Below are 13153 nucleotides of genomic sequence, written 5' to 3'. Positions count from 1 at the left end.
AAAATGTTGGGTTACATTCCATTCGGTCCAACCTACAACCCAACAAATCTGGGTAAAATGTTGGGTTACATTGCATTCGGTCCAACCTACAACCTTAAAATCGTAGGTTGGGTGAAGCGACAGCGCAACCCAACAAATCTGGGTAAAATGTTGGGTTACATTCCATTCGGTCCAACCTACAACCCAACAAATCTGGGTAAAATGTTGGGTTACATTGCATTCCACCCAACCTACACGCCTTGAGGAAAAATAATGACCGATCGCATTTTCGCCCCTAATCTCTATTTATGCGCTTATCATCTCCGGGAAGATGACACGGAGGGAGACACTCACCCCCTGTGGTCAAATTGCGATCGCCTTTTGTCTCACCTCACTGACACCCGGCTAACCCCGCATCTTCACATCACCCAAAATCGTATCCTTCTCACCCCACCTAAAAAGCAGATTTCCTTCACCTTCACGGACTCTCCCGATATCGAAGGCTTTATCCAACCCGTCCAAATTCAAGACAGTTATGGGGTTTTTCTGAATATTGGCTATGATGATACCGACACCACCAACATTGTGGAAATTCTGGCGGTGGAACAGTTCAACCCTCACCAGATTTTACCCTTTCCCCAAACTCCTTATTTTCTCGGACAAACTCTCCTGTTAACCCTCCATTTGACCCCGGAAAATCAAGATTTGCAAGGTTCGGAATTGACGGAATTAGCCAATCAATCCTATCAGGCTTTATTCCATCAAAAGACTTCCCCATCCCGTCTGGGGGAATTATTTGGGAGTCCTATTTTTGAATATGGCAACCCCCGCGAACCGGATAAATCCCCCCATATTCTGGTCTGGCTATTCCGTGATGAAATCGCAGATACAACTCTAGGTAAGTGCTTTCAGTTGACCTTTGACCTATTTTTATATCGCCATAAAGTCACGAAAGCGTTTCAAGATAGCCGGGAAATTTATCAACAACTTAAACAATATTATCTCAGCCTAGACCCGACTTTAGACGCAATTCAATCCCAAATTGATGCGGCAACACCTGACCCGGAAAATAATGCCTATCTCCAACATTTTAAAACTCAGTTAAAACAACTAGCCGCTGATTCTTTGATTTACGATCGCCTCCTCCGCAAAATTAAGGATTTATTGAATACAATTAACATAAATCTTAACAATTATAATGAGACAATCGAGCGGATTTGTGCTACACTAGGAACCGATAAGGAAGAACTATCGTTTTGGCGACACTTCGGGGAACAAACAGCGCCCCAATTCCGGGGTCAAATTGCGGCGGATTTAAGTTATTTTGAACAGGGGACGGGGTTAATTTCCCAGGCGATCGCCTCTATTCGCGCCATTGTGGAAATTGACCAAGCACAATGCGATCGCCAACGCCAACAAGCGGAAGCGGACTACTACAGAAAACAACAAAAGGCTAACGGGGACCTACAAAACCATATCCAAGCGGTGGGTGTGGGAATTGCGGCGGGTGCGATCGTCGCTTCAACTTCCGGGTTAATCACTGAACCTTGGGAGCGTCCTGATAGCGATCGCTTTTGGCTACCGTATATCCACCCGTTTATTATAGCATTGTTGGGGAGCATATTGTGTTCATGGGGTGCGTGGTGGGTCGCGGAGAAATTGATTAAAAGGGTGAAATGAAATGTAACCCCCCATGAGGTTGTGATGAGGAATACAATTTAACCGCCTTAATTGGTGGCTTGGGGAGAGATTATACTTGGTTATCGCCATCTTCAGCAGTTACAGCTTGTTTGGAAGTAACTTAATTTTTCCTGCATTTTCTGTTGAAATTCTGCTAGAGAAGAAGTGCGATCGGCGTTGACATCAGCTAATCCTTGTTTAATCGCCGCAAGTGTTTCCAAATATTCCATCATGTCTAACAATTTTTGGTAGGATACAGCATCTTGGACGACTAATTCAGCTTTCCCGTTTACAGTCAAGACAATAGGTTTCCCAGTTTCTTTCATCTGTGCTATAAATTCAGATGTATGGCGCTGGAAGTCGGAAAGGGAATGAATATCACCACTTAGGTTAATCATAGCTAGACAAACAGTAAATAATTGGCATGGAATTTCATCTTAACACAGGTCATCGGAATCTGATGGCACTTTGACGAGTCCATGAAAGCCAAGGTAGAGGGTTAAAGTAGGTTAATCTTCGGTGGGTTTGCTACTATTCCATAATAGGCGAGTTCCCATAATTGCAAAGCCGATCGCCGCCGCCATTTTCACCCATTGAGTCGGTAAAATTTCCGCCACACCCTGACCTACCAACACGCCGATCAGACTAGCCAGGACTAGGGCTGATGCTGTCCCAAAAAAGATGGCTTTAGGGGATTTCGTCGTACCACTTAGGGCGATCGCTGCTACTTGGCTTTTATCTCCCAACTCCGATAAAAATACCGTAATAAAACTCAGTCCTAACAGTTGTAAATCCATTGATATTCAGTATTTAATTTTACCAGCCAATCACTTAGTGGAAAACCTCCCAGAATATGATAGCAGAAATCACTAACAAAGTCAATCCCGCCGCCCGTTCTAAAGTTTGGGGTTGAATATGACGCGCCAACCATTGACCTAGCAAAACCCCCAATAAACTGGTGGTAATTAAAGCGCTTCCCGCGCCCAAAAACACCACCCAAGGATTATGAGATTCCGCCGTAATTAATAAGGTAGTAATCTGGGTTTTATCCCCCATTTCCGCCAGAAAGATGGTGAAAAATGTCGAAGTAAAAATCGCCCAAACTTTGATAGATTCAGCCGCACCCGAAACCATATCTGGCTGTGTGGAAGAGTCACCTGGGAGGCGCGCGGGGTCAATTATGGTAGTTTCATTTAACGGTTGTTCCTGAAAGTTAGGACTCACAGGAAGGCTATTAGACTGATTTGGGGAAGAATCCACAGGCTCGGAAATTAGTGTCACGGATATTTTATGAAACAATTATGAAATCCAATTTAACCTAATCTGCCCGAAGATGCAAGGTTATTCGTCCCAACCAACAGCCTGGTTAAACCGCTCCATTTCTGGGGAGTCCTCCCCATAAACCCCGATAATCTGTTGCTGACAGCAATCGATCGCAAAATCATTTAACTGGTCTGGTTCAATACCATAGAGGTCTTCAAAGACATCAGCCTGGACTCGACAAAACCGAGGGCGATCGCTGTAGATACTACATTCACGGGTATCATGATTGAAATGGATGCACCAACCATCAGAACCCACCAAGCTGAGATAAAGTTTGAGTTCCTCCGTTCCCAGATATTGGTCTAATTCCGGGCGTTCTGTCGGGTCAAGATGACAGCAAGCGCCACACTGTTTAACACAAAGCCAGGTTGCCACTTTTTCCCCCAAATAATGAATCGGATCGATATGTAACCTTAGATTATCTCTTGCGTTTAGGCTTTCTGGGACGTTTCAAGGCGCGGGGGGTTTTGTCGTCCTCCTCCTCGTCCTCCTCCTCGTCCTCCTCTTCCGCAACAACAGAATCAGATTGAGATTCAGATGAACTTCCCTTCTGCTCCTCTGTCTCTGTTGACGACTTCTCAGATTCTATCTTATCTGAGGTTTCAGGTTCTGGAGTCGCCATGATTGTCTCGGAGTCCGCCTTTTCCGCAGAATCTGTTTTTACCTCCTCAGAGTCCGCTACTTCAGAAACAGCCGTTTCAGCTTCTTTGGTGTCTTTCTGTTCCCCCGTTTCTGATGTCTCTATAGCGCTAGGTTCCGCCTCAGCTTTGATATTATTATCTTGATGCTCCTCATCTGTAGGTTCTGGGGTGGGGACAGTCTCCACATCAGTAGCATCAGCTTTGATATTACTATCTGTAGCCTCCTCATCTCTCGGTTCTCCCGTTGAAACTGGGTCAGCAGCAGCACCACTATGCTCAGAGTCTATATCTGGGGTTGAAACTTGACCAGCTTCTGCTGTATCGGGGGAGTTAGTTTTTTCCGCCTCAGAGGGGGAAGCATTATCAGCCTCGGTTTCCCAACTATCATCATTATCATCCCAATCAGAAGCATCCGCTTGTTTTTCTGGAGCTTTCGGGTTGTCCAGAGAAGTATCCGGCGCTTCAGTTTTGGCGGGTTCTTTCTTTTTGCGATCGCCAAATATACCTTTTAAACGACCCAACAAGCTACCTAATCCTTTGGATTTCTTCGCTTCACTAGGTTTATCTTCTGGCACTTTAGCAGATTCTACCCGATCAGGTTTGCTGACCTCTGGAGTTTCTTTCACCTCCTCCGTGGGGGTTTCCTCCGCCTTCGATACTTCCTCCGATACTGTCTCCGATACTGTCTCCGATACTGTCTCCGATACTGTCTCCGATACTTCCTCAGTCGTGGGGGTTTCCGCTGGCGCTGTTGTCGCGGCTTCGGGTACAACTTCCACAACTTCTGGCTGAGAAACCGCTAATTCTGGTTCCTCCGTGATAGTTTCTGGTTCAACTACTGGCGCAACCGCTTCACTGTCCGCCACCACAGGGGATGGTTCTGCTGGCGCTTCTGCTTCTTCTGTAGTAGCTACAGGTTCCGCTACAGGTTCCGCCACAGGTTCCGCCACAGGTTCCGCCACAGGTTCCGCCACAGGTTTTACTTCTTCTGGTGTCACCGGAGTGGTGGCGGGGGTTGGGGGTTGAGAAGCCTTTTTAGCCTTTTTAGATGATGGTTTAGGGGTGGTAGATTTTTTAACGCTACGGCTGCTAAATAAGCCTGAGACCTTCTGTTTTACGGGGTCTGGGAGGGGGGTTTGTAAATGAGGTGGCGTGACTTCCCGGCGCAATAACAGGGTCTGCCAACCTAACCAACCCAACAAGGCGACACTAGCAGTTTGACCCAAAAGAATTGCCCCGGTGAAGCGTGCTGCACACACCCATAGAATTAGGGCGTAGAAGAAACCCACACCACTCCAGATAAAGTCACTTTTGCGATGAACCTCTGGAAAGAAGAAGGCAGCCATGTATAGGGTAAAGCTCCCTAAGCCAACTGCGATCGCTAGGATGTATGCCAGCATCTTTAGCTCCACAAATCTCTACTGCAGACATTGTACATCTCAGCGCGACCTAAAGTAATCGATAATTAATAATGGCCTATCCTGATGGGTCAGTTTTCGATTTTCCGGTGATGAATGGGGTGGCTGGTTCTGACCCACCCTACCATATTCGCGGCTGGTGGGTCAGTTTTCGATTTTCCGGTGATGAATGGGGTAGCTGGTTTCTGACCCAGCCTACCATTCTACCATTTGATTTTCGGGTGATGAATGGGGTAGCTGGTTCTGAGGCTAGGGGAATATATTGCGAAATGATAAGCGTAATTAAAAATACAGAAGCTCTCTAGGGATTTTGCTAATGTGACGGAAATCACAACAATTGAGTGTAGAAGATCATGATGATAACTGCATCAAATCATGGTCGTTATCTAACTAATTGTTTATAATCGATCCTAAATTCACAAAGGGTGCGGTTAATGTTTATCTGAAAAGGAGCGATCGGCTATGCTGGAAAAATTAATCCTGGCTGCACTGATCACTTTATCACTACACCTGCATTTGGGGTGGAAATGGACTTTTGATAACCGATTCTGGTTATTGAGTATCACCCCTAATACAGAGACAGTGCAACTTTTCACGTCTCAGTTCGTAAATTTAGATTGACAACTGTGGATTTTCCGGTAAGGTTTCATGGTCTCCAAAGACCATCAGACTTGGCTCGCCATAACTAACCTAAGAAAAGTCTCATCAAATCTTCATGGTTATTTTACCTAGGCTAGTTATCGTACAAGTAGGCAATAATATCTGCTCACCTGTTTGAGCTAAGTTGGGGGTCAAGTTTTATGAGAAGGTCTGCGACATTAAAAAATGGTTTAAGTGGTCAGTCTAAAGTTATTTGTTTACCTGGTGGCGATCTGGACGGCTGTGGCGATCGCATTCACCAGATTAACCGCCTGAAAAAGACTCGATCAGCACAGCGGTTTGGTCTGTATACTCAAGAAGCAATCTCCCTAAACAGTGGGGAGTCGAAGCGATACTGTGAAATTCTAATCCGCTTCATTGATGAACCAGAGCAAGTGGTTCCAGCTTCGTGGCTTGTACCAATAATAACCCAAGGCTATAGATTAGCTGAAAAAATAGACCGCTGGGTAATTGAAACAGTATTAGATTTGTTGTCGGAAACTAGCCCCGAAAATCGGGAAAAATATCGTTTCGCTATTAACATATCGAGTCGGACTCTATATGATTACCGACAGTGGCGAAAATTAGAGCGAGAAATACTTAAACGAGACCTGACACCGGATCTATTCTGCTGGGAAATTGCGGAATCAACTATTCTAGCTAACCCTCAAAAGGCGGCGGATGCGATCGCTAACCTGCAAATTCAGGGCTATTATGTTACAGTAGATCAGGTCGGTGGTCGGTATTCCTCATTGGACTATCTTAACTATGTCACCGTTGACTATCTGAAAATAGCCGATGACTTGGTGAAAGATATCGCGCAGGACTTAGGCGATCGCTCAATTGTCCAAATAATTCAGTTGGTGGCGCAGTCTTTAGCTATTGAGACCATAGCCAACGGGGTAGAAACTTCCCCAGCCTTTGAAACCCTCCGAGACCTGGAAATAGATTATGCTCAGGGATATTATCTGACTCAACCTCACCCCCTAGCCGCCAAATTTTTGGGGTGAACTTTGGGAATGGCAACTTTTTTAAGTGATTGTGAGTCTCAAATACGGGTAGAATATAGTTATGGTATCACACCCTGTGTAGTAGGGGCGATCGCTGTTTTCCACAGCCAATCTGCACCTAAGCGCGTCAATTAGATGATTGACCACCAAACCTGGGAGAAAGCCAAGGATTAAAAATGCGAACAGTAACATTAAGGAGGAACACACATTTTTTTCCTGAATTGTAGACGTTCACCCGAACTATTAAATAGTGCAACCATACCCTTTCAGCCTTTGGGATTCCTCGTAATGTTCTAGCCTGGCTTTTCCACCTTAACAACTGTTTAATTATGTTTAAAAACTACCTGCCACAACTCCGAAAAAATACCCGTCGCTTGCTGTATCCACTGCTATCAGTAACGGTGGTCTGTGGGATTTTATTAAGTTCTATATCCGCTACCCAAGCGATTTCTATCCCGGAGTTGATTTTTAGAGGAATTCAAGTTATCCAGCTTTCTACTATTTCCGATCGCCAAGAAGTCAATATTGGTAAACAGATCAATGATCAGATGGTAGGTCGCGAGTTTCGTTTGCATCGTAACCGCGATTTAACTATGTATGTTAACCAAATTGGTCAGCGACTGGCACAAACTAGCGATCGCCCTAATATTCCCTATACTTTCCAAGTAGTTGATGATTCCCGGATTAATGCTTTTGCTACTATGGGGGGATTTGTTTATATCCATACAGGTTTAATTAACGCCGCCGATAATGAAGCACAACTGGCTAGTGTAATTGCTCATGAAATTGGGCATATTGTCGGTCGTCATGCTATTCAACAAATGCGAGAAATGGCGATCGCTCAAGGTGTGGCTTCGGCGGCTGGACTTGATACTAATAGGGCGGTACAAATTGGGGTAGAATTAGCCCTAAGACGGCCGAATAGTCGCAGTGCAGAATTTGAAGCAGATGAACTGGGAATCATTAATTTGGGTAGGGCTGGATATGCTCAAGAAGCAGCTCTAGACTTTATGGCAAAACTTTTAAGTAGCAGTTCTCCTCCCACATTTTTAAGCACTCACCCCGCCACCCGCGATCGCATTGAAGCCATGAGACGGCATATTGATCCACAACTAGCAGGACAAAACGGAGGGATGAATAATGAAAGATACAGACAAATAGTCACACAACTGCTATCTTAGTTGAGAAGCGGTGGGAGAATTTGGCTCCCGGTTAAACTCTTCCCTTTGGTGAGGGGAGGGTTTATTATTATATGTGGTATGATTATGGGCGGTAGTCCCCAACCGACCGGCAACAGTTACCAGATAATTTCTGGAAAGTCCCCTATTGTTTTAATCGAATTTTGTGAACAGCTTAAAGCCAGAAAAAGGTAGCATTTTAATAGTTGACGATACACCTGATAATTTGCGGGTATTGTCGGCAACTCTTGGCGATCGCGATTATGATGTACAATGTGCGATTAACGGCAAATTAGCACTAATGGCAGTTGCCAACCAACCGCCGGATCTCGTGTTGCTAGATATTAAAATGCCGGAAATGGACGGTTATCAGGTCTGTGAAGCCTTAAAATCTCAACAGAAAACGGCTGAGATACCTGTAATTTTTCTGAGTGCTTTGGATGATGTTATCGATAAGGTGAAAGCCTTTGCGGTGGGGGGAGTGGACTATATCACCAAACCTTTTCAAGTTGAGGAAGTTTTGGCGCGGGTTGAACATCAACTGACCATTAGAAGACTACAGAAACAATTACAAAATCAAAACTTTCGTTGACAGCAGTTGAACGAAGATCTGAAACGTTCTAACCAAGAACTGGAACAATTTGCTTATATTGTTTCCCACGACCTACAACAACCACTACAGACCATTACCGGGTTTGCGGAATTGATGCTGACCCTGAAATCGCAAATTAACCTGGAGGAGGAAGCAGAAGAATATGTGCTGCCGATTTTAGATGAGGGAATGCGACTACAGCAATTAATTAAAAATCTGCTACACTATAGCCGGGTGGGAACAAAACAAGCTGCTTTTGAGGCGATCGACTGTAATATTATATTAGAGGAAACTCTGAGTAACCTAAGTTTAGCGATTCAGGAAAGTGGGGCGATTATTACCTCAGAGAAACTCCCAATGGTATTTGGCGATCGCCTTCAGTTAGGACAGCTATTTCAAAATTTGATTGCTAATGCAGTTAAATATCACCGTCCTGGTATACCCCCCCAAATCACGGTTTCTGTGATGCCGAAAAATCAAAATTGGCAATTTGGTATTCATGATAATGGGATTGGTATTCCGGCGGATAAAACCCAGAGAATTTTTCAGATTTTCCAACGACTACATACCCAGCAGGAATACCCAGGAAATGGTATCGGTTTAGCGATTTGTCGGAAAATTATTGATCGCCATCGAGGGGATATTTGGGTAGAGTCTGATCTGGGTGTAGCCACCAGTTTCTACTTTACTTTACCGATATATGAATCACAATCACCGTCAATTACACCAGAAATTACAACAGCTAGAAACCGCCCTAGCTGAGAGTCAAAATCGCCTGCGAGATTTATTTCATTTAGCCCCCATTGGGATTGCGGAAATCTCAACGGAGGGCTATTTTTTAGAGGTAAATACGGCTTTTTGTCGGTGGGTGGGCTACTCCCAAGCGGATTTAATTAACTTGGATTTTAATGAAATTACCCACCCGGAAGATGGGGATATTTGTCGGCAAAAATTTGAGCAATTAATTACCCAACAAATTGATGAATATACCCTGGAAAAACGCTACCGTCATCGAGACGGACATTGGGTTTATGGGATTGTTACTTGTTATCTGCGTTTGGATGTCAAGGGAAATCCTCTCTGTGCGATCGCTCAAATTATTGATATTACCCAAGGCAAACGTTCCGAACAAGAAATTCGCGAAAAAGAAGAGTATTTACGTCTACTTCTGGATAATATCCCCCAACAAGTATTTTGGAAAGATACTAATTTAGTATTTCGAGGTTGTAACCGAAATTGGGCGATCGCCGCCGGACTAGATAGTTCAGAATCAGTAGTCGGAAAGACAGATTTTGATTTATTTGCAGATGCTGAGATTGCCGAGTTTTACCGAGAAAAAGATAGACAGGTTTTGGAGTCTCGCACCCCGGAAATGAATGTGGTAGCGCCTAAACAAAAGCTAGGACCGGGAGGGCGGCGAATTTGGCTAGATGTTAGCAGAATTCCTATGTTAGATTCCCAGGGTAATGTGTTGGGAATTTTGGGGGTTTTAGAAGATATTACCGAAAGTAAGGAAATCGACGAAAAGCTGCGTTTAACTCAATTTTCGATTGATAAATCTAGGGATTATGTCTTATTTAGTGATATTAATGGCAGGTTTTTTTATGTGAATGAAGCCGCTTGTCAAATTCTGGGATATTCTAAAGAGGAATTACTGACCATGGAAGTGGGAGATATAGATCCCCTCGCTTCCCCTGGTGGTTGGTCAATTTCTTGGGATGATTTGCGAGACCAAGGTTCATTTACTTTTGAATCAACTCATTATACTAAAACTGGTCAGGCGATCGCTGTGGAAATTACCCTGAGTCATTTAGAATATAATCACCGGGAATATGGCTGCGCTGTAGTCCGAGATATTCGCGATCGCAAACAAACTGAAATAGCCCTTCAACAAGCCAAGGAAGCCGCCGAAACCGCTAGTCGGGCTAAAAGTGAATTTCTCGCCCGCATGAGTCATGAATTACGCACACCACTTAATGCTATTCTGGGATTTACTCAATTAATGGAAAGGGAATTATATCATAATCCTAATATTCCTCTATTTGACCATAAAGAACATTTAGAAATTATCGGTCGCAGTGGTGAACATCTCTTAGAGTTGATTAATGATGTTTTGGAGATGTCGAAAATTGAGGCGGGTAGAGTTTCTCTGAATCCCACGAATTTTAATTTAATCTCCTTACTTAATTCCCTGCGAGAAATGCTAGAATTGCCAGCCTCATCGAAAAAATTAACCCTGGATTTTGCCATTGATGATCAGATCCCGACTTATATTTATGCCGATGAACAAAAACTGCGTCAATGCTTAATTAATTTGCTGGGAAATGCCATTAAATTTACTGTGAAAGGTGGGGTGATTTTGCGGGTGAAATTGGGTAAATTTAACCATGATTTTGGGCAACTATGGTTTGAAGTTGAGGATACCGGACCCGGTATTGACCCCTCGGAAATGGATTTACTCTTTGAACCGTTTTCGCAAACAGAAACTGGTCGTAATTCTCAACAGGGGACGGGTTTGGGACTCTCGATAACTCAAAAGTTTATTGGTTTAATGGGTGGGGAGATTCAAGTTAGCAGCGAGAGAGGAAAAGGCACAATTTTTCGGTTTGATATTCAAGTGACTATGGCTGAGGCGGCGACTAGAAACTCCGAAAAATCTCCAGGGAGGGCGATCGCTTTAGCAGAAAATCAGCCGGAATATCGGATTTTGGTGGTTGATGATAACTGGACTAACCGCAAATTAGTGGTCAAATTATTGAACCCCTTGGGTTTCCATGTCCGAGAGGCGGAAAATGGTCAGGAGGCGATCGCTATTTGGGAGGAATGGAAGCCCCATCTCATTTTTATGGATATGCGAATGCCAGTTATGGATGGCTATGAAGCCACTCAGCTAATTAAACGCCACCTCAAGGGTCAAGCTACTGTAATTATTGCCCTAACCGCCAGCGCCCTCCAACAAGAAAAATCTATTGTTTTATCGGCTGGGTGTGATGATTTTGTCCGCAAACCTTTCCGGGTAGACCAGCTATTACAAACTATCGTTAAACATCTCGGAGTCCGTTTTATCTATGAACAAAATCAATCCCAATTAGCCGAAAATCTGGCTATTTCTGAATCCCAAAACTCAGCCAATCGCAATTATAACACATCTGTTGATACAACGGAAATCAATCTTTCCGTAATGCCGGAACCGTGGCTAAAAGAATTACATCAAGCTGCCACTAAACTAAACGGTCGCTTAATTGCTGATACTATTGCGAAAATTCCTGGTCAATATAAACCCCTAGCTGATTATCTTAGCAAATTAGCTAATGATTTCCGCTATGATATTTTAATTGATTTAACCAAGCCAAAGTAGGGTGCGTCCGACGGATTAATCATCATGAATAATATAGAATAATCCCACTGACGCACCATTTTACACCCTGTTAGTATTGTGGAACCGAAGGATCAACCTCTTTACTCCAGGCAGTAATTCCGCCTTTAACATTAATCCCCTCAATACCAGCTTCCTTGAGAATGCCTAAAGCCTTAGCCGATCGCCCTCCCATTTTACAATGTGCAATTAGACGATTACCATTGAGAATTTCTTTAACCTGTTCAACCCCTTTACCCTGTTCAATGTCGGGTAGAGGAATTAAAACAGAACCCGGAATTTTGGCGATTTCGTACTCATTAGGGTTGCGAACATCAATCAACACAAAATCATCCGCACCACTGTCAATCAGAGATTTTAATTCCGTCACCGTCATTTCCGCGAGAGATCCGGCTGCTTGTGCTTCCTGCTGTTTAGCTTGGGGAATGCCGCAGAATTGTTCGTAGTCGATGAGTTTTTCAATCACCGGACGTTCAGGATTAGGCCGTAATCTCAATTCCCGGAAACTCATATCTAGGGAATTGTAAAGCAGTAAGCGACCGCTAAGAGTCCGTCCCTGTCCCAAAATAATTTTAATGGTTTCAGTGGCTTGAATAACGCCAATCATGCCTGGTAGAATCCCTAAAACTCCACCTTCAGCGCAGGAAGGAACCATCCCAGGGGGTGGGGGTTCGGGATATAGGTCGCGATAGTTGGGTCCGCCTTCATAATTGAAAACGGTAGCCTGACCCTCAAATCGGAAAATAGACCCGTAGACGTTGGGTTTATTTAACAAAACACAAGCATCATTGACCAGATAACGGGTGGGGAAGTTATCGGTGCCATCTACGACGACATCATAGGATCTAATAATATCCAGGGCATTTTCGGAACTGAGGCGGATATTGTATAACTCTACCTGGCAGTTAGGATTAATTTCGAGAATCCGATTTTTGGCAGATTCTATTTTAGGTTTTCCCACCCAGGAGGTCCCGTGAATGATTTGGCGTTGGAGATTGGAATTGTCTACAATATCAAAATCGACAATCCCAATGCGACCAATCCCTGCTGCAGTTAGGTATAATAGCAGAGGTGAACCGAGTCCACCTGTGCCAATACAGAGGACGCTGGCCGCTTTCAGACGCTTTTGACCGTCTAACCCGACTTCTGGTAAAATCAGGTGACGGGAGTAGCGTTCGTATTCGTCTGGCTGTAACTGGATTTCATCCAAATTCGGATTTAACATGGCAAGGTCTGGCAAGGGAATATGCAACCGTTCTCAAAAACCTACAATACCACAAAGTTTCTGGAAAACGACAAGCCCTTCAACCCCAATCT

13 protein-coding genes and 1 pseudogene are annotated in these 13153 nt (G+C 44.1%); 8 read left to right on the top strand and 6 right to left on the bottom strand.

What is annotated here, in order from left to right:
- Together ACTIE0_RS06195 and ACTIE0_RS06190 are read left to right on the top strand one after the other, a co-directional pair.
- Positions 1–243 (top strand): hypothetical protein (locus tag ACTIE0_RS06195; protein ID WP_439516860.1); only part of this gene is annotated, 243 nt, incomplete at its 5' end.
- Positions 244–252: 9 nt separating this feature from the next.
- Positions 253–1659, top strand: a complete 1407-nt coding sequence (locus ACTIE0_RS06190) for a hypothetical protein (RefSeq protein ID WP_006668541.1) — start codon at positions 253–255, stop codon at positions 1657–1659.
- Positions 1660–1751: 92 nt separating this feature from the next.
- Here ACTIE0_RS06190 and ACTIE0_RS06185 read toward each other — a convergent pair whose 3' ends face one another.
- The 5 genes from ACTIE0_RS06185 to ACTIE0_RS06165 all read right to left on the bottom strand — a co-directional run bounded on the left by ACTIE0_RS06185 (position 1752) and on the right by ACTIE0_RS06165 (position 5023).
- Positions 1752–2057: a type II toxin-antitoxin system Phd/YefM family antitoxin gene (locus ACTIE0_RS06185; protein ID WP_006668540.1), complete on the bottom strand. Its 306-nt coding sequence runs from the start codon at positions 2055–2057 to the stop codon at positions 1752–1754.
- Between the two features lie 111 nt (positions 2058–2168).
- Complete coding sequence (locus tag ACTIE0_RS06180; RefSeq protein WP_006623729.1) at positions 2169–2456, bottom strand: TMEM165/GDT1 family protein; 288 nt, start codon at positions 2454–2456, stop codon at positions 2169–2171.
- A 34-nt stretch (positions 2457–2490) separates the two neighbouring features.
- Entirely contained in the window at positions 2491–2940 is a 450-nt protein-coding gene (locus tag ACTIE0_RS06175) for a TMEM165/GDT1 family protein (protein WP_006668539.1), read from the bottom strand.
- A 60-nt stretch (positions 2941–3000) separates the two neighbouring features.
- Entirely contained in the window at positions 3001–3357 is a 357-nt protein-coding gene (locus ACTIE0_RS06170; protein WP_006668538.1) for a YkgJ family cysteine cluster protein, read from the bottom strand.
- A gap of 43 nt (positions 3358–3400) precedes the next feature.
- Positions 3401–5023 carry a Ycf66 family protein gene (locus tag ACTIE0_RS06165; RefSeq protein WP_006668537.1) on the bottom strand — a complete coding sequence of 541 codons (1623 nt, stop codon included), beginning with the start codon at positions 5021–5023 and terminating at the stop codon, positions 3401–3403.
- Between the two features lie 71 nt (positions 5024–5094).
- Here ACTIE0_RS06165 and ACTIE0_RS06160 point away from each other — a divergent pair, with 71 nt between their 5' ends.
- The 6 genes and pseudogenes from ACTIE0_RS06160 (at position 5095) to ACTIE0_RS06135 (ending at position 11818) form a co-directional block, all read left to right on the top strand.
- The gene (locus tag ACTIE0_RS06160; protein WP_006668536.1) at positions 5095–5346 is read left to right on the top strand and encodes a hypothetical protein; all 252 of its coding nucleotides are present in this window, start codon (positions 5095–5097) and stop codon (positions 5344–5346) included.
- 495 nt (positions 5347–5841) lie between these two features.
- Complete coding sequence (locus ACTIE0_RS06155; protein ID WP_006668534.1) at positions 5842–6690, top strand: EAL domain-containing protein; 849 nt, start codon at positions 5842–5844, stop codon at positions 6688–6690.
- Between the two features lie 9 nt (positions 6691–6699).
- The gene (locus ACTIE0_RS06150; RefSeq protein ID WP_006668533.1) at positions 6700–6825 is read left to right on the top strand and encodes a hypothetical protein; all 126 of its coding nucleotides are present in this window, start codon (positions 6700–6702) and stop codon (positions 6823–6825) included.
- Positions 6826–7019: 194 nt separating this feature from the next.
- Complete coding sequence (locus ACTIE0_RS06145; RefSeq protein WP_006668532.1) at positions 7020–7871, top strand: M48 family metallopeptidase; 852 nt, start codon at positions 7020–7022, stop codon at positions 7869–7871.
- A gap of 163 nt (positions 7872–8034) precedes the next feature.
- A pseudogene (locus ACTIE0_RS06140) lies at positions 8035–9222 on the top strand (sensor histidine kinase).
- Complete coding sequence (locus ACTIE0_RS06135; RefSeq protein ID WP_006668529.1) at positions 9161–11818, top strand: PAS domain S-box protein; 2658 nt, start codon at positions 9161–9163, stop codon at positions 11816–11818. The pseudogene ACTIE0_RS06140 and the gene ACTIE0_RS06135 overlap by 62 nt, the downstream one beginning before the upstream one ends.
- A gap of 70 nt (positions 11819–11888) precedes the next feature.
- Here ACTIE0_RS06135 and moeB read toward each other — a convergent pair whose 3' ends face one another.
- Positions 11889–13061: a molybdopterin-synthase adenylyltransferase MoeB gene (gene moeB / locus ACTIE0_RS06130; RefSeq protein ID WP_006668528.1), complete on the bottom strand. Its 1173-nt coding sequence runs from the start codon at positions 13059–13061 to the stop codon at positions 11889–11891.
- Positions 13062–13153: the final 92 nt, after the last annotated feature.

The sequence above is a fragment of the Limnospira sp. genome (assembly GCF_051859755.1).
GTDB classification, from domain to species: Bacteria; Cyanobacteriota; Cyanobacteriia; order Cyanobacteriales; family Microcoleaceae; genus Limnospira; species Limnospira fusiformis.
This window is presented reverse-complemented; position numbering and strand designations above follow the sequence as displayed.